Below are 16,810 nucleotides of genomic sequence, written 5' to 3' on the forward strand. Positions count from 1 at the left end.
CGGCAGGTCAGCTTGACCGAACGCTTTGCAAAGTAGCACCCTTTGCAAAGTGAGCGACGAAGAACCCCGAGCGGCTTCCCCCGGACCGCCGACGCACCGCGCCCGGCGGTCACTCCCGGACCATCCCGTACGCATCGCCCTGCTGGACCTGCTCGCCGAGGCCGGCACCGTCACGTCCACACAGGCCGCCGCCCGCCTGGGCCACAGCTCCGGCCTCTGCTCCTTCCACCTGCGCCAGCTCGCCCGGCACGGCCTCATCGAGGAGGTGCCGCACACCGGCGGACGGGCCCGGCCGTGGCGGCTCCGCTGGGACACCCCGTCCGGACCGGCGGGACGGAACGAGCGGCCCGGAGAGGCCCGGGAGCCCGAAGAGCTCGAACAGGCCGGGCAGGCCGGGCAGGCCCAGCAGACCGGCCCGGCCGGGCAAGCCGCCCCGGAGCGCTTCGACGTCCTCGCCCGCAACCTGGAGGACGAGAGTTACCAGCACTGGCTGGCCCACCGGGACCAGGCACCGCCCGAGTGGCGGCACGACCCGTCGTTCAGCGAAGTGGTCCACCTGACCCCGGCGGAGACGGCCGAACTCGCCGCCGCCGTCCGCGCCCTGCTGGCCCCGTACCGCGAACGGAACCGGGAACCCGCCGCCCGCCCGGCGGGTACGGCCGCGGTGGCCGCGGTCACCAGGCTGTTCCCCCTGCTGACCGAGGCCCCGAAGCGTCCGCGTTAACGCGCCTGGAGCGCCTGCTTCATCAGCGTCCGGCCGAAGTCCCACATCAGGCCGCCGCCCTGGTGCGCGTCGTCCATCACCTCCGTGAACGCCGTCACGAACCGGTCCACCTCCCGCTCCCCGATGATCAGGGGCGGGATCAGCTTGATGACCTCCAGGTGGTCGCCGGAGACCTGGGTGAGGATGCGGTGGCGCTGGAGCAGCGGGACCACGACCATCTGGGCGAACAGGCCCTTGCGGGCTGCCTGGAGCATGGTCCAGTGGCCGCGCAGTCTCAGGGACTTGGGGCGGCCGAACTCGATGCCGATCATCAGGCCGCGGCCGCGGACGTCGTGCAGCAGCTCGTACCGGTCGACGAGGGCGGCCAGCTTCGTACGGAGCAGGTCGCCGGTGTGGCGGGCGTTGGCGACGGTCTGTTCGTCCTCCATGACCGTGAGGACCGCCAGGCCGGCGGCCATCGCCTGGGCGTTGGCGCCGAAGCTGGCGGAGTGGACGAGGACGCGGTCCATGGAGGAGTAGACCTTCTTGAAGATCCAGTCCTTGCCGAGGGTCGCGCCGACCGGGACGTAGCCGCCGGAGAGCGCCTTGGCCACGCACACCAGGTCCGGTTCCACGCCGTCCTCGTGCTGGTAGGCGAAGAAGTCGCCGGTGCGGCCCAGGCCGGTCTGCACCTCGTCGGCGATCAGCAGTGCCTTGTGCCGGTGCAGCAGTTCCTGTGCGGCCCGCAGGAAGCCGGGAGGTGTGGGGTGGACGCCCTTGCCCTGGATCGGCTCGACGATGAAGGCCGCCACGTCGCCGCGCCGCAGCTCCCGTTCCAGCGCGTCCAGGTCGCCCATCTCGATGCCGGTGTCCGGCAGCAGCGGCGCGAAACCGTCGCGGAAGCCGTCCTCGCCGTTGACCGACAGGGAGCCGGTGGTCAGGCCGTGGAAGGCGTGGGCGCAGTACAGGACGCGGGGTTTCCCGGTGGCGTAGCGGGCGAACTTCAGGGCGGTCTCGACGGCTTCCGTACCGCTGTTGCCGAAGAAGGCGCGGTCCAGGTGGGGTGTGTGGGACAGCAGTTTCTCGGCGAGCAGGCCGGGCAGCGGCTGGCAGTCGAAGCGGGTGAGGTCGGCGAGCTGGGCGTCGAGGACGTCGTGCAGGGCCTGCCGGACGACCGGGTGGTGCCGGCCGAGGCCCATCACGCCGAAGCCGGCCAGCATGTCGAGGTAGTCCCGGCCGTCCGCGTCCCAGAAGTAGGCGCCCTCGGCCCGTTCGTAGACCTTGTCGAAGCCGATGGTGTGCAGCATCCGCGGCAGTTGGTGGTTGACGTACCTGGCGTGCAGGTCGTAGCGCTCGGCGCCGCGTTCGGCGAGCAGCTTGGTCAGGTCGAATCCGGTCACGAACCGTTCTCCGTCACGCGTCGTTCTCCTTACGGGCCAGGGAGGCACTGATCCGGCCGGCGATCTCGGCCGGGGTGAGCCCGATGTCGGCGAGCACCTCGCCGCGCTTGGCGTGCGCCAGGAACTGCTCGGGGATGCCGAAGGTCCGCAGCGGTACGTCCACGTCCGCGTCGCGCAGCGCCTGGCCGACCGCCGACCCCACTCCCCCGTTGCGGCTGTTGTCCTCCACGACGGCCACCGCGGCGTGCGTCGCGGCCAGCCGGACGAGCGCGGGGTCCACGGGCTTGACCCAGCGCGGGTCGACGACCGTGACGCCGGTGCCGCGCTCCGCCAGCAGGTCCGCCGCCTCCAGGCAGACCGGGGCCAGCACGCCGACCGAGACGAGCAGGACGTCCTCCCGCTCGCCACGGCGCAGCACGTCCACCCCGCCGATCCGCTCCAGCGCCGGTACGGGCTCGCCCACCGACTCCTTCGGGAAGCGCAGCACGGTCGGCGCGTCGTCCACGTCGATCGCTTCCCGCAGCTGGGCGCGGAGCTGGTCGGCGTCGCGCGGCGCGGCGATCCGCAGGCCCGGGACGACGCCGAGGATCGACATGTCCCACATGCCGTTGTGGCTCGGCCCGTCGGTGCCGGTCACCCCGGCCCGGTCGAGGACGAAGGTGACGCCGCACTTGTGCAGCGCGACATCCATGAGGACCTGGTCGAAGGCCCGGTTGAGGAAGGTCGCGTACACCGCGAAGACCGGGTGCAGGCCGCCGGTGGCCAGGCCCGCCGCCGAGGTCGCCGCGTGCTGCTCGGCGATGCCCACGTCCCACGTACGGTCGGGGAAGGCGGCGGCGAACTTGCCGAGGCCGACGGGCTGGAGCATCGCCGCGGTGATCGCGACGACGTCCGGGCGCTCCTCGCCGATCTTGACCATCTCGTCGCCGAAGACCGAGGTCCACGACGGCGGGCCGGGCGGCGCGACGGGGGCGCAGGTCAGCGGGTCCATGGCGCCGACGGTGTGGAAGCGGTCCGCCTCGTCCTCCAGAGCGGGCCGGTAGCCGCGGCCCTTCTCGGTACGGCAGTGGACCAGGACGGGACCGTGGAAGCGGGCGGCTCGGCGCAGCGCGGACTCGACGGCGGCGATGTCGTGGCCGTCGATCGGGCCGACGTACTTCAGGCCCAGGTCCTCGAACATGCCCTGCGGCGCGAAGGCGTCCTTGAAGCCCTTCTTGGCGCCGTGCAGCGATTCGTACAGCGGGCGGCCCACGACGGGGGCCCGCTGCACGATCTCCTTGCCCCAGGCGAGGAAGCGCTCGTAGCCGTCGGTGGTGCGCAGGGTGGCGAGGTGGTCGGCGAGGCCGCCGATGGTGGGCGCGTAGGAGCGCTCGTTGTCGTTGACGACGATGATGAGGGGGCGGTCCCTGGCGGCGGCGATGTTGTTGAGCGCTTCCCAGGCCATGCCGCCGGTCAGCGCGCCGTCGCCGATGACGGCCACGACGTGGTCGGCGCGGCCGCGCACCTGGTTGGCCTTGGCCAGGCCGTCGGCCCAGCCCAGGACGGTGGAGGCGTGCGAGTTCTCGATGACGTCGTGGTCGGACTCCTCGCGGGACGGGTAGCCGGACAGTCCGCCCTTGCCGCGCAGCTTGGAGAAGTCCTGGCGGCCGGTCAGGAGCTTGTGCACGTACGACTGGTGTCCGGTGTCCCACAGGATGCGGTCGGCGGGCGAGTCGAAGACCCGGTGCAGGGCGATGGTCAGTTCCACCACGCCCAGGTTGGGCCCGAGGTGGCCGCCGGTCCGCGCCACCGCGTGCACGAGGAACTGCCTGATCTCCTCGGCGAGTGCGCCGAGGGCTTCCCCGGGAATCTCCTTGAGGTCGTGCGGGTCGCGGATCTGTTCCAGCATCGACATGCTCGGTCCCCCTCCATGGGTACAGCTCTGCGGGTTCAGCTGACGGTGACGTCGGGGGTGCCGGGCACCACTCCTTCGGCCGCCATACCTGCGGCGATCTTCATGGCCTCTTCGATCAGGGTCTCGACGATCTTCGATTCGGGTACGGTGGCGATCACTTCGCCCTTGACGAAGATCTGGCCCTTGCCGTTGCCGGAGGCGACCCCCAGGTCGGCCTCGCGGGCCTCCCCGGCCCGTTGACGACGCAGCCCATGACCGCGACGCGCAGCGGCACCTCCATGCCCTCCAGGCCCGCGGTCACCTCGTCGGCGAGCTTGTAGACGTCCACCTGGGCACGGCCGCAGGACGGGCAGGAGACGATCTCCAGGCGGCGCGGGCGCAGGTTCAGCGACTCCAGGATCTGGAGGCCGACCTTGACCTCCTCGGCCGGCGGCGCCGACAGCGACACCCGGATCGTGTCGCCGATGCCCTCGCTCAGCAGCGCCCCGAAGGCCACCGCCGACTTGATCGTGCCCTGGAACGCCGGGCCGGCCTCGGTCACGCCCAGGTGCAGCGGGTAGTCGCACTGCGCGGCGAGCCGGCGGTACGCGTTGACCATGACCACCGGGTCGTTGTGCTTGACCGAGATCTTGATGTCCCGGAAGCCGTGCTCCTCGAACAGCGAGCACTCCCACAGCGCCGACTCCACCAGCGCCTCGGGCGTGGCCTTCCCGTACTTCTCCAGCAGCCGCCTGTCCAGCGACCCGGCGTTCACGCCGATCCGGATCGGCACCCCGGCGTCGGAGGCCGCCTTGGCGATCTCCTTCACCCGGTTGTCGAACTGCCGGATGTTGCCCGGGTTGACCCGGACCGCGGCGCAGCCCGCGTCGATCGCGGCGAACACGTACTTCGGCTGGAAGTGGATGTCCGCGATCACCGGGATCTGCGACTTCTTCGCGATGACCGGCAGCGCGTCGGCGTCGTCCTGGGTCGGGCAGGCGACCCGGACGATCTGGCAGCCGGACGCGGTCAGCTCGGCGATCTGCTGGAGCGTCGCGCCGATGTCGGAGGTGTTCGTCGTGGTCATCGACTGCACCGATACGGGGGCGCCGCCGCCCACCGGCACCGGCCCGACCTGGATACGGCGCGAGACGCGCCGCTGCGCCAGCGGCCGGGCCGGCACCTCGGGGAGGCCCAGGGCGACGGCGGTCCCGGAGGCGGTGCCTCCGGGAGGCTCTCCGGTACCCATCACGTCACCCGCGGTTTCCCGCGACGGTCTCACGGGCGGCGCGCAGGGACTCCTTGAGGGAGCCCATCGTCGCGAGGACGGCGGTGGGCTCGTAGCCGCAGTGCGCCATGCAGTTGGCGCAGCGCGGGTCCTTGCCGCGGCCGTACTTGTCCCAGTCGGTCTCCTCGATCAGCTGCCGGTACGTGGGGACGTACCCGTCGCTCATCAGGTAGCAGGGGCGCTGCCAGCCGAAGAGCGAGTAGTTGGGGATCGCCCAGGCCGTGCAGGGGAAGTCCGCCTTGCCTTCCAGGAAGTCCAGGAACAGCGGACTGTGGTTGAGCCGCCAGCGGCGCCGGTTGCCGCCCGCGAAGGCCTTCTTGAACAGTTCCCTGGTCTGCTCGACGCCGAGGAAGTGCTCCTGGTCGGGGGCCTTCTCGTAGGCGTAGGCGGGCGAGAGCATCATCTCGTCGACCTGGAGGTCGTCGTTGAGGAAGTCGAGCACCTCGATGATGGTCTGCGGGGTGTCGGTGTTGAAGAAGGTGGAGTTGGTGGTGACCCGGAAGCCGCGCCGCTTGGCCTCCTTGATCGCCTCCACCGCCTCGTCGAAGACGCCCTCCTTGGCCACCGACTCGTCGTGCCGCTCGCGCATCCCGTCGATGTGCACCGCGAAGGCGAAGTAACGCGAGGGCGTGAACTTGTCCATCTTCTTGCGCAGCAGCATGGCGTTGGTGCACAGGAAGACGTACTTCCGCTTGGCCACCAACTGCCGCACGATCTCGTCGATCTGCGGGTGCATCAGGGGCTCGCCGCCCGCGATGGAGACCATCGGCGCGCCGGACTCCAGCACCGCGCCGACCGCCTGCGCGACCGGCATCCGCTGTTTGAGCACACCGGCCGGATGCTGGATCTTTCCGCAGCCCTCGCACTTGAGGTTGCAGGCGAAAAGAGGTTCCAGCTCCACGATGAGCGGGAACTTCTCCCGCTTGCGCACTTTCTGTTCAAAGAGATACGTACCGACCCTGATGGACTGACGGAGCGGCATGGCCATCTGGCTCACCTCCTGGGGAGCAGCAAAGAACGGTGCCATTCGAAGAAGACAGGAAGGATGGAGCGCAGCACACGAAAGGCCGACATTCCACCGCGTAAAGTGCCGATTCGGACAAGTTCATGTTCTGGAGCGTCCACGATCACCCGGACGGCCGCAACCGGACGCTCGCCGTCCCGCGTCGCGGCCGCCAGCGTCGCGGCGGACTCCATGTCCACCGCGACGGCGCCCCCGGCCCGCAGCCCGGCCCGCTCCGCGCCGCGTACGACGTGGTCGGAGCCGCGCAGCAGGCCGGTGTGCACCGTCACGCCGCGCTCCTTCAGGGCCCGCAGCAGCGGACCGTTGTCGGAACAGGCGACATCCGGCGCGCCGGGCAGATGGCCGCGGGCCGACTCCGCGACGACCACGTCCCCCGGCAGCATCCCGGGGACGAGACCGGCGCAGAAGCCGGTGGCGACGACCGGCGCCCGGGCCGTGACGGAACCGTCGCGCAGCGCGTGCGTGACGGCGTCCGACGCCGCGCGCGGGCCCATGCCCGTACGCAGCATCACGGCGGGCGCGCTCGCGCCGCCGCGGTCGCCGCCGCGCAGCGCGAGCCGCTCGATACCGAGCGCGCAGGCGACCAGCAGCGGCGGCTGGCCCTGCGGCCCGGCCGCCTGGCCGCCGTGGGCGGCGGCTGCGCTGCGCGACCTGCGCATCAAGCCCCCTGGGACGCGCCGGCCGGTCCGCCGTTGACGTAACGGCCGAGGGCCGTCAGCGGGAAGACCTGCCGGTACAGGTGATAGTTGATCGAGAAGTCCCAGGGGAAACCCGTACCGGTGAAGTACGGCTCGTCCCAGGAACCGTCGGCGCGCTGCGTCGCGGCCAGCCAGGCCACCCCGCGCTCGACCGCCGCGCTCTCCCGCTCGCCCGCCGCGAGCAGCGCCATCAGCGCCCACGCGGTCTGCGAGGCGGTCGACTCGCCGCGCCCCGCCCACGCCTTGTCCTGGTAGGAGCGCTGGTCCTCGCCCCAGCCGCCGTCCTCGTTCTGGACGCGTTCCAGCCAGCGCACGGCGCGGCGGACCGCGGGGTGCGAGGCAGGGATGCCGGCGGCGGCCAGCGCCGGGAGCACCGAGCCGGTGCCGTAGATGTAGTTGGTGCCCCAGCGGCCGAACCACGAGCCGTCCGGCTCCTGTTCGGCCAGCAGCCAGCGGATGCCGCGCCGTACCCGCGGGTCGTGCGTCATGCCGAGGTCGGCGGCCATCTCCACGACGTGCGCGGTGACGTCGGACGACGGCGGGTCGATCACCTCGCCGAAGTCGCAGAACGGCAGCCGGTTGGGGAACGGGCTGGTGTTGTCGGCGTCGAAGGCACCCCAGGCCCCGTTCTTGGACTGCATGCCCAGGCTCCAGCGCACGGCCCGCCGCACTGCTGCGTCGGCCCGCTCCGGGTCCGGGTACTGGATGCGGCGCAGCGCGAGGACGACTTCGGCGGTGTCGTCGATGTCCGGGTAGTTGTCGTTCTCGAACTCGAACGCCCAGCCTCCGGACGGGAGTTGCGGCCTGCGGACGCTCCAGTCACCCGGCCGGCGGATCTGCTCGGCGAGCATCCATTCGGCCGCCTTGACCAGCTGCGGATGGTCGGCGGGGAGCCCGGCGTCGGCGAGCGCGATGGCGGCGAGGCAGGTGTCCCAGACCGGGGACTGGCACGCCTCGATCATGCGGACGGGCGCGCCGTCCGCGTCCTCGCGCCACACGGCGAAACGGTCGAGCGACTTCAGGCCCTCGCGCAGCACCGGGTGCTCCAGGTCGTACCCCAGCAGATGCAGCGCGATGATCGAGTAGACGGCCGGCGGCTGGATGCCGCCCCAGCAGCCGTCGTTCTCCTGGCGTTCGACGATCCAGCTCGCCGCGGCCTTCATCGCCGAGCGGCGGAGCCTCCGGACGGCCACCTTGCGGTACCCGTGCAGGCCCTTGTCCAGCCGCTGGAAGATCCCGTCCCAGCTCGCGACGGGGGCGAGCGGCCGCGGCGGGTTCGGGCGGGCCGGGTCGGTGTGCAGCTCGTCCAGGGCGAACGGCGCGGGCCGTACCGGACGCAGGGCCGAGACGATCGTCAGTGCCACGATCGTCTGCCGCGCCCAGCACGCGAAGTCGTAGATGTTGAGCGGGAACCACTTCGGGAAGTAGATCAGCTCGGGCGGCAGTTCGGGCAGGTCCGACCACTTCCACCAGCCGAACAGCGCCAGCCAGATGCGGGTGAAGACGCGGGAGGCGGCGATGCCGCCGTGCTCGCGGATCCAGGTGGCGGCCCGGGCCATGTGGACGGCGTCCGGCGCGTCGCCGGCCAGCCGCAGGGCGACGTACGCCTCGATGGTGGCGGACAGATCGCCGGGCCCTCGGTAGAAGGTGGCCCAGGTGCCGTCCGCGCGCTGCTCGGCGCGGAGGTGGCGGGCGGCGGCCTCGGTGGTGTGCCGGTCGCCGATGCCCAGGAACTGCCGCAGCAGCAGGTCCTCGGCGTCCATGGTCACATTGGTTTCCAGGTCGCCCTTCCACCAGCCCGCGTCGTCCTGCACGGACAGCAGGTACTCGGTGGCGCGGGCCGCGGCGCGGCGGGCGGTGGCGGCCGTGTCCGTGGTGGCGGCCGGGCCGTTCTCGGTGTTCTCTGCGGTGGTCTCGGCGGTGGTCTCGCCGGCCGAGGGGGCACGGGGCGGCAGCGCCCCGGTGCTTCCGTCGGTCGTCGCTGGCATGGTTTCCCCTTCGGCAGTGAACTCTGTGAAGCGTGCTCAGGGATTCCGTCAGCCGGCGCCGGGCCCGCGTCGGAGCGGGGAAGGCACCGGCCGGCGACTGCGAACTAGATCGGTTCGATAGTGATCATCTCTCTCGTACGACGACGAAGTCCGCGAGCGCGACGAACTGCGCGCGGACCGGTGCGGGCATGTCCACCTCGTCCAGTGCGGCGATGGCGGTGGTGTGCTGGCGGCGGGCCTCCTGGGAGGTCCACTCGCGGCCGCCGGCCTCTTCGATGAGGGCCGCGCGGGAGGCGAACTCCTCCTCGGTGAAGTCGGCGATCTCGTCCTCGCTCTTCTTCGCGTCCGCCGCGAGGATCCCGGCGAGCCGCTCGGCGGCCGGGTTGTCGGCCGCCAGGGCGGCGACGACCGGCAGTGACTTCTTGCGCTGCCGCAGGTCGCTCCAGGTCTGCTTGCCGGTGGCCTCCGGGTCGCCCCAGATGCCCAGCAGGTCGTCGACGGCCTGGAAGGCGAGGCCGAGGTGGTAGCCGTACCGCTCCAGGATGTCGGCGGTACGGTCGTCGGCGCCGCCGAGGACGGCGCCGATGGAGACGGCGCAGGCGAGCAGCGCGCCCGTCTTGTTGCCCTCCATCTCCAGGCACTCCTCGACGGTGACCCGCTCGCGGTGCTCGTAGGAGATGTCCTGGGCCTGGCCGTCGATGAGCTTGCGGGTGGCGGTCGTGAGGCGGCGGGTGGCGCGGCCGGCCTCGACGGTGCCCAGTTCCAGCAGTATTTCGTTGGCGAGGGCGAACAGCGCGTCGCCGACGAGGATCGCCTGCGCCGGGCCGTGCACCTTCCACACCGTGTCGCGGTGGCGGCGCTGCTCGTCGCCGTCCATCAGGTCGTCGTGCAGCAGCGAGAAGTTGTGGACCAGTTCCACGGCGACGGCGCCGGGCACGCCGACCTCCGGCGGCTGTCCGGCGGCCTGGGCAGACAGCAGCGCGAGCGCGGGGCGTACGGCCTTGCCGCCGTCCCCGGTCGCGGGCCGGCCCGCGGCGTCGATCCAGCCGAAGTGGTACGCGGCGACGGTGTCCATGGGAGGCGCGAGCCGGTCCACGGCGGCACGCAGCACGGGAGTGGCGAGCTGCCGCCCGCGCTCCAGCAGCGCGGTGACGCTCTCGGTGTCGATAGCTGGGGAAGCCGGATTCACGGTTTCTCCTCTGTTTCCGGTGCTCGTGCTCGTGCGAGCGCTCGTACTCGTGGTCATGCCACCTCCTGGGGCAACTGGCCCTGGGGGAAGCCGAGTTCGGTGAGTGCCTCGCGAACGGCGCCGAGGCCGCTGCGAACAGCGCTTTCCATGGTCGCGGGCCACCCGGTGGCGGTCCACGCACCGGCCAGGTACAGGCCGGGGGTCTGGGTACGGGCGGCGGGCCGCAGCCGGCCGACGCCCGGGGTGGGGGCGAACGTCGCGGTGCGTTCGCGGGTGACGAAGAAGTCGCGGACGCCGGCGCCGCGCGCGGCGGGCAACAGCCGTTCCAGCTCCGGCAGATAGCGTGCGCGCAGCTCGGCCACCGGCCGGTCGATGTCGTCCTGCGCGGCGGACTGCGACACGGCCAGGTACTGGCTGCGGGCCCCGCCGGGCAGCGCGGCGAGGCCGGAGGCCTCCGTACGGTCGAAGACCCACTGCACCGGCGAGCCGAGGGCCGCGAAAAAAGGCTGCTTCAACACGGGACGGTCGTAGATGACGTGCAGATTCAGGATCGGCGCCGTGCCGATGTCCAGCAGCCGGTCCTGGCCGTCGAGGGTGCCTTCGGGCAGCAGGCCGTGCGTCTCGCGCTGCGGCAGGGCCAGCACGACCGTTTTGGCAGTCAGCTGCTCGCGGCCGTGCGGGCCGTTCTCCACCGTCACCTGCCAGGTGCCGTCCTCGGCACGGGCCAGGGCGCTCGCGCGGGTGCGCAGCTCGACGCGGACGCCCGCCTTCTCCAGGGCCTCGCGCGCGAGCGTGTCGTGCACCTCGCCCAGCGGCACCCGTGACCAGCCGATGTCGGCGGCGCCGTTGTCGGAGAGCAGCCCCGTCTTGAAGACCTTGGCGGCCAGACCCAGCGACGCGTCACCGGCCCGCGCGTTGAGCGTCGCGACGCCGACCAGGTCCCACAGCGCCTCGACCGCGCGCGGCGACTGGCCGTGCCGGGCCAGCCAGGAGGCGAAGTCGACGCCGTCCAGCGCGGGGTCCTCGGGGTCGAGCTTCTTCAGGGCCAGCGCCGCGCGGCCCACGTTCGCCCGCTCGGCGAGCGACAGGTGCGGGTACATGGCCAGGCTCTTCGCCAGGTGCAGCGGCACGGGCAGGGCCGTACGCCGCAGCCGCCCCAGCCGCAGGCCGTCGGCGTCCAGCACCGGGACGTCCATCCGGTCCTGGAGGGGCACCAGGGCGCGGCCCCCACCCGGTCGAGGAACCAGTCGTACGCGGTGCAGCAGCGCAGATAGACGTGCTGCCCGTTGTCGACGGTCAGCTCCCCCGCCGCGGACTCGCGGCGGAAGGAGAAGACCAGGCCGCCCAGCCTGGGCCGGCCCTCGACGAGGGTGACCCGCAGTCCGGCGTCGGCCAGCGCCAGCGCCGCCGTGATGCCGGCCAGACCGCCCCCAATGACCACCGCAGCCGCCCCATCGGGACGGCCTGCTTCCTGTGCATCGTGCCGGTCGGGCCCCATCGGTCCCGATGTCATGCGCCCTCCCTGAATACTGTCGTCAGGGACGCAGCGGCCCGGCGGAGGGTTGCCCACCGCTTCGCCCGCCGTACGGGCCCTGAGCAGGGCTCGCCGGCCCGGCCCGTCTCCCGGACCGTCATCCGCGCCTCCTCACGGGCGGCCGTCCCGCCGCCCGGGCCGCCTGCCGGCGGCCGATCGCCCGCGCGTCGAAACCCGACAGGCCGCGCACCGCCACGAACGCCTTCTCCCGGCCGGGCAGCGAGACCCGGCCGCGCAGCACGGCCTCCGGGTCGGCCGCGATCCGCGACAGGAGGCGGTGGTAGATGCCGGCCATGGCGGCGACGCAGGCCCCGCTGCGCCGGTCGAGCATCGGCAACAGCCGGAAACCCTGGTCGAACAGGGCACGGGCACGCCTGACTTCGAAGTGGACCAGTCCGGTGAAGTCCGCGCCGGGCGGTGGTACCGGACTGTGGAAGCCCACCGAGCAGCCGAACTTGGCGAGGTCGTCGGAAGGAAGATACGTACGGCCGTTTCCGGCGTCCTCGCGAACGTCTCTCAGGATATTGGTCAGTTGCAGCGCCAGCCCGAGCGTATCGGCGTACTCGGCGGCGCGTGCGGTGTCCGGTGCGCCGGGTACGGTGCCGAACACTCCCAGGGAGAGCCGTCCGATCGCCCCCGCGACGCAGCGGCAGTAGACCTTCAGGTCGTCCCAGGTCTCGTACGTCTCGCCGCGTACGTCCATCAGGACGCCGTCGATCAGCTCGTCGAGTCCGCCGAGCGGGATCGGGAAGCGCCGGGCGGCGTCGGACAGCGCGACCGCCACCGGGTCGGTGTCGTCCTCGTCGACCGCGCCGTCCTTGATACGGGCGAGCAGGGCCCGGGTCTCCTCCAGCCGCTGCTGCTTGGCGCCGTCCGCCAGCGGGCCGTCGCCGATGTCGTCGACGCGGCGCGAGAAGGCGTAGAGCGCCGACATGGCCTGCCGCTTGTCGGCCGGCAACAGCCGGATGCCGTAGGCGAAGTTACGTGCCTGCTGCCCGGTCACGGCCTCGCAGTAGCGGTATGCAGCGAGCACCGGCGCGGACGCGTGTGCGAAGTCCTCCACGGTCCGACTCACCCCTCTCTTCGCAATGTCGCCCCCACCTCGCGCAGCAGGCTGAGCTTGGTCGGCTTGGGCGGTCCAGGGAGTACGTCGTGGTCGGCGGCCGCGACCGCCCGGAGTGCGGCGCGTCCGCCGCCGACGAAGCCGGCGAGCAGCAGCTTGAGCCTGCCGTGGACGCTACCCACCAGCGGGGTGCCTTCATTCAGCAGTTCACGAGCGCGTTCCGCCTCGTACGCGATCAGCGCGCGTACCGGTGCGCTCCCTGTCGAAGCGGCCAGATCCGCCTCGGTGACGCCGAAGTGTTTCATGTCCTCGCCGGGGAGGTAGACCCGGTCCCGGCCCAGGTCCTCGGCGACGTCCTGGAGGTGCTCGACGATCTGCAGCGCGGTGCAGACCGCGTCCGAGCGCCGGACGCGCTCCGGACTGGCGGTGCCGGTGATGCCCAGGACGAGCCGGCCGACGGGATTGGCGGACAGCTCGCAGTAGGCGAGCAGGTCGCCGTAGGTCGCGTAGCGGCCGACCCGCTGGTCCTGCCGGTTGGCCTCGATCAGGCCGAGGAAGGGCTCGGGGGTCAGGCCGCAGCGGCGCACGGTGGGGCCGAGGCGGCGCATCAGGGGGTGCAGTGGTCCGGGGGCGCGGTCGCTGAAGACGCGGTACAGGTCCGCCTCCAGCGCGTCGAGCAGGGCGAGGGTGTCCTCCGCGTCCCGCTCGGGGTCCAGTCCGAGCCGGGCCGCGTCACCGCCGCCGGGCGCCAGGTCGCCGTCGCCGATGTCGTCCACGAGGCGGGCGAAGCCGTAGACGGCCATCAGGTCCCGGCGCCAGGCGCGCGGCAGGAAGAACGGCGCCACCGGGAAGTTCTCGTGCGCGGCCTGGTCCGTGACGGTGCGCGACTGCGCGTCGTCCCGGCCGCCGCCCGGCGTCCGGGGCCGGGCCAGGACGTCGCGTGCCCGTGCCATCCCTCGGCTCACCGGAGGCTGCCCGGCGCGTTTCGGAGCCGGAGAGTTCCAGTAGCCATTGCCGTCACGCCTCCCGTTCTACACCGCCAAGCCAAAACATCCCATTTCGGACACGCCGCATGGCGCGACCCACCCGATCCGACTCCCGGTCGCCAGGACGGGTACGCTCTGCCCGACTTGTGCCACTTGTGCTGTTCAGTACCCGTACAGCTTACGCCGTACATCTCTCCGGCGTCCGAGGGGGTACCGAACCTCGAAGCAACGATCCGGTCAACATCCATCCGCCGTGAACTGTTCCTGTAACCGGCCGAGTTGACCAGTTGTTGACGATCTCCGGACCGGCGCACGGCCTTCCGCGCCCGGCCCGCGACGACCAACGGCCCCCGCGAGCCGGACTCGCGGGGGCCGCACAGCGCGCTGCGGGCTACTTGCCCGACTCCTTCTCATACGCCTTGATCACTTCGTCGGTCGGGCCGTCCATCAGCAGCTCGCCCCGCTCCAGCCACAGCACCCGGTCGCAGGTGTCCCTGATCGACTTGTTGTTGTGGCTGACCAGGAAGACCGTACCGGCCTCCTTGCGCAGCTCGCGGATGCGGGCCTCGGAGCGCTTCTGGAACGCCCGGTCACCCGTCGCCAGCGCCTCGTCGATCATCAGGACGTCGTGGTCCTTGGCCGCCGCGATGGAGAAGCGCAGCCGGGCCGCCATGCCGGACGAGTACGTCCGCATCGGCAGCGAGATGAAGTCGCCCTTCTCGTTGATGCCCGAGAAGTCGACGATCCCCTGGTAGCGCTCACGCACCTGCTCGCGGGACATGCCCATCGCCAGCCCGCCGAGCACGACGTTCTTCTCGCCGGTCAGGTCGTTCATCAGGGCCGCGTTCACGCCCAGCAGCGACGGCTGGCCGTGCGAGTAGACCCGGCCGCGCTCCGCGGGCAGCAGGCCGGCGACGGCCTTGAGCAGGGTCGACTTGCCGGAGCCGTTCGAGCCGATCAGGCCGATCGACTCGCCGCGGTAGGCGGTGAAGCTGACGCCCTTGACCGCGTGCACCTCGCGCACCCCGCCGGAGGGCTTGCGGCGGATGATGCGGTTCAGGGCCGCGGTGGCGCTGCCCTTGCCCGCTCCGGTGCCGTACACCCGGTACACGATGTGCAGGTCGTCCGCGATCACGGTGGGGACGCGGTTCCCGTCCGCCGTCTGTACGGCGTCCTCTTGCTCAGCCACGGCCGTACCGCTCCTCAGCCTTCCAGAAGTACACGAAGCCGACGACGCCCATCACCAGCGCCCAGCCGACGGCCAGCGGCCACACGTGCGGGGGCAGCTTGTCCGACGTGAAGCTGTCGATCAGCGCGAAACGCATCAGGTCGATGAAGACCACGGCCGGGTTGCAGTCCAGCAGGACGTGCACGAAGGCGGGGACCGCCTTCTCCTTGAGGATCACGTCGATGCTGAACATCACGCCGGACGCGTACATCCACGTCCGCATGATGAACGGCATCAGCTGCGCCAGGTCGGGCGTCTTGCTGCCGAGGCGGGCCATGACCATGGCCAGTCCGGTGTTGAAGACGAACTGGAGTACCAGCGCCGGGATCGCCAGCAGCCACGACCAGGTGGGCACCTGCCCGTACCCCAGCAGGATGAGAACCAGCACACCCATCGAGAACAGCAGCTGCTGGAGCTGCATCAGGCAGAACGAGATGGGCAGGCAGGCGCGCGGGAAGTGCAGGGCGCGCACCAGTCCCAGGTTGCCGGAGACCGCGCGGGTGCCGGCCATCACCGAGCTCTGCGTGAAGGTGAAGATGAAGACGCCGGTGACCAGGAAGGGCACGTAGTCCTCGACGCCGCGGCTGGTGCCGATCAGCAGGCCGAAGATGAGGTAGTAGACGAGCGCGTTCAGCAGGGGCGTCACCACCTGCCACACCTGGCCCAGCTTCGCCTGGCTGTATTGCGCGGTCAGCTTCGCGCTGGAGAAGGCGCGGATGAAGTGCCGCCGGTCCCACAGCTGCCGCACGTACTCCGGCAGGCTGGGCCGCGCCCCGCTCTGCGTGAGCCCGTACTTGCGGGCCAGCTCGGCACGGGACAGCCCGTCGTCGGATGATGGCGGGGCACTCATGGCGACCGCACTGTCGTGCGTAGTCTCGCTCACTGTTGACACTTTCGTCCTCAAGGTGCGCTGCCGGGGCCGTGCCCCGGGTTCGCGCCTGATGCTCTCAGATCCGAGCTTGTCAGATGACGGGAGGGCGGCCCAGCCGGGTCAGGCGCCACACGGTACGCCACTTCATGGGGCGCCGGGGACCACCGGACGTGGCCCAGCCCTCCTTGAAGCCGCCCAGCCAGGCACGCAGCGCGGGCCGCGAGGGCCGCCGGGCCAGGGTGAGCAGGAACCAGACACCGAGATAGACCGGAACCAGCGGGGCCGGAAGGTTTCGGCGGGCCAGCCAGACCCGGTTGCGGGCCACCATACGGTGGTAGACCGCGTGCCGGCTGGGGGCGTGCGTGGGGTGCAGCAGCACCATGTCCGCCCGGTAGTCGATCATCCAGCCCGCGTCCAGGGCCCGCCAGGCCAGATCGGTCTCCTCATGGGCGTAGAAGAAGTCGTCGGGCAGCCCGCCGACCTCTGCGAAGACCTTCGTACGGACCGCGTTGGCGCCGCCCAGGAAGGTGGTGACCCGGGAGGACCGCAGCGGGTCGGAGGCGCGCAGCCGCGGCACGTGCCGACGCTGCGTCTCCCCCGTATCCGGGTCCGCGATGCGGAAGCTGATGATGCCGAGCTTCTGGTCGCGGGCGAACGCCTCGCGGCACTGTTCGGCGGTGTCCGCCCGTTCCAGCAGCCCGTCGTCGTCCAGGAACAGCAGCACGTCCACCTCGCTGCCGCCCGGTCCGAACGCCTCGATGCCGACGTTGCGCCCGGCGGGGATGCCGACGTTCTCCGGCAGCTCCACGGTCCGTACGCCCTCGGGCAGGGCCGGCAGCGGCGAACCGTTGCCGACGACCACCACCTCGACCGGGTCGCCGTGCTGCTTGGCGACCGAGTCGAGCAGGGCGCGCAGCTCCTCGGGGCGGTTGCCCATGGTCAGGACGACAGCGCCGACCTTCATC

12 protein-coding genes and 2 pseudogenes are annotated in these 16,810 nt (G+C 71.5%); 1 reads left to right on the top strand and 13 read right to left on the bottom strand.

All coding sequences use genetic code 11. The annotated features are described in order from the left end of the window. Nucleotides 1-49: 49 nt before the first annotated feature. Nucleotides 50-724 (top strand): winged helix-turn-helix domain-containing protein, encoded by a 675-nt coding sequence (locus ACEXOX_RS05605; protein ID WP_406519340.1) that lies wholly within the window; start codon nt 50-52, stop codon nt 722-724. Here ACEXOX_RS05605 and ACEXOX_RS05610 read toward each other — a convergent pair. The 13 genes and pseudogenes from ACEXOX_RS05610 to ACEXOX_RS05670 form a co-directional block, all read right to left on the bottom strand. Beyond that, the gene (locus tag ACEXOX_RS05610) at nt 721-2,103 is read right to left on the bottom strand and encodes an aspartate aminotransferase family protein (protein ID WP_406519341.1); all 1,383 of its coding nucleotides are present in this window, start codon (nt 2,101-2,103) and stop codon (nt 721-723) included. The genes ACEXOX_RS05605 and ACEXOX_RS05610 overlap by 4 nt on opposite strands. 13 nt (nt 2,104-2,116) lie before the next feature. Continuing rightward, on the bottom strand, nt 2,117-3,997 hold the full coding sequence (gene dxs / locus ACEXOX_RS05615) for a 1-deoxy-D-xylulose-5-phosphate synthase (protein ID WP_406519342.1): 1,881 nt from the start codon (nt 3,995-3,997) through the stop codon (nt 2,117-2,119). Between the two features lie 35 nt (nt 3,998-4,032). Beyond that, nucleotides 4,033-5,225: pseudogene (gene ispG / locus ACEXOX_RS05620) on the bottom strand (flavodoxin-dependent (E)-4-hydroxy-3-methylbut-2-enyl-diphosphate synthase). A 4-nt stretch (nt 5,226-5,229) separates the two neighbouring features. Beyond that, nucleotides 5,230-6,252 (bottom strand): adenosyl-hopene transferase HpnH, encoded by a 1,023-nt coding sequence (gene hpnH, locus ACEXOX_RS05625; RefSeq protein ID WP_406519343.1) that lies wholly within the window; start codon nt 6,250-6,252, stop codon nt 5,230-5,232. Between the two features lie 5 nt (nt 6,253-6,257). Next, entirely contained in the window at nt 6,258-6,947 is a 690-nt protein-coding gene (locus ACEXOX_RS05630; protein WP_406519344.1) for a 1-hydroxy-2-methyl-2-butenyl 4-diphosphate reductase, read from the bottom strand. Beyond that, a complete protein-coding gene (gene shc, locus ACEXOX_RS05635) occupies nt 6,947-8,974 on the bottom strand; it encodes a squalene--hopene cyclase (RefSeq protein WP_406519345.1) in 2,028 nt (675 codons plus the stop codon). The genes ACEXOX_RS05630 and shc overlap by 1 nt, the downstream gene beginning before the upstream one ends. A gap of 124 nt (nt 8,975-9,098) precedes the next feature. Beyond that, nucleotides 9,099-10,220 carry a polyprenyl synthetase family protein gene (locus ACEXOX_RS05640; RefSeq protein ID WP_406519346.1) on the bottom strand — a complete coding sequence of 374 codons (1,122 nt, stop codon included), beginning with the start codon at nt 10,218-10,220 and terminating at the stop codon, nt 9,099-9,101. Further along, a pseudogene (gene hpnE, locus ACEXOX_RS05645) lies at nt 10,217-11,661 on the bottom strand (hydroxysqualene dehydroxylase HpnE). Before hpnE ends, ACEXOX_RS05640 begins: the two are co-directional and overlap by 4 nt. A 133-nt stretch (nt 11,662-11,794) precedes the next feature. After that, nucleotides 11,795-12,760 (bottom strand): presqualene diphosphate synthase HpnD, encoded by a 966-nt coding sequence (gene hpnD / locus ACEXOX_RS05650; RefSeq protein ID WP_406519347.1) that lies wholly within the window; start codon nt 12,758-12,760, stop codon nt 11,795-11,797. A gap of 8 nt (nt 12,761-12,768) precedes the next feature. Further along, nucleotides 12,769-13,713, bottom strand: a complete 945-nt coding sequence (gene hpnC, locus ACEXOX_RS05655) for a squalene synthase HpnC (protein WP_406519348.1) — start codon at nt 13,711-13,713, stop codon at nt 12,769-12,771. A gap of 424 nt (nt 13,714-14,137) precedes the next feature. After that, nucleotides 14,138-14,935, bottom strand: coding sequence for an ABC transporter ATP-binding protein (locus ACEXOX_RS05660; protein ID WP_030023851.1), 798 nt, complete (start codon nt 14,933-14,935; stop codon nt 14,138-14,140). Continuing rightward, the gene (locus tag ACEXOX_RS05665) at nt 14,928-15,857 is read right to left on the bottom strand and encodes an ABC transporter permease (protein ID WP_030023849.1); all 930 of its coding nucleotides are present in this window, start codon (nt 15,855-15,857) and stop codon (nt 14,928-14,930) included. The genes ACEXOX_RS05660 and ACEXOX_RS05665 overlap by 8 nt, the downstream gene beginning before the upstream one ends. A 79-nt stretch (nt 15,858-15,936) precedes the next feature. Beyond that, nucleotides 15,937-16,809, bottom strand: a complete 873-nt coding sequence (locus tag ACEXOX_RS05670; RefSeq protein WP_406519349.1) for a glycosyltransferase family 2 protein — start codon at nt 16,807-16,809, stop codon at nt 15,937-15,939. Nucleotide 16,810: the final 1 nt, after the last annotated feature.

Origin of the sequence: Streptomyces sp. Ac-502, assembly GCF_045222935.1 — a bacterium.
GTDB lineage: Bacteria > Actinomycetota > Actinomycetes > Streptomycetales > Streptomycetaceae > Streptomyces > Streptomyces monomycini.

Coding starts and splice junctions, on each gene's coding strand:
- ACEXOX_RS05670 (WP_406519349.1), bottom strand. CDS start 16,809: ATGAAGGTCGGCGCTGTCGTCCTGACCATGGGCAACCGCCCCGAGGAG.
- hpnC (WP_406519348.1), bottom strand. CDS start 13,713: ATGGCACGGGCACGCGACGTCCTGGCCCGGCCCCGGACGCCGGGCGGC.
- dxs (WP_406519342.1), bottom strand. CDS start 3,997: ATGTCGATGCTGGAACAGATCCGCGACCCGCACGACCTCAAGGAGATT.
- shc (WP_406519345.1), bottom strand. CDS start 8,974: ATGCCAGCGACGACCGACGGAAGCACCGGGGCGCTGCCGCCCCGTGCC.
- hpnH (WP_406519343.1), bottom strand. CDS start 6,252: ATGGCCATGCCGCTCCGTCAGTCCATCAGGGTCGGTACGTATCTCTTT.
- ACEXOX_RS05630 (WP_406519344.1), bottom strand. CDS start 6,947: ATGCGCAGGTCGCGCAGCGCAGCCGCCGCCCACGGCGGCCAGGCGGCC.
- ACEXOX_RS05640 (WP_406519346.1), bottom strand. CDS start 10,220: ATGACCACGAGTACGAGCGCTCGCACGAGCACGAGCACCGGAAACAGA.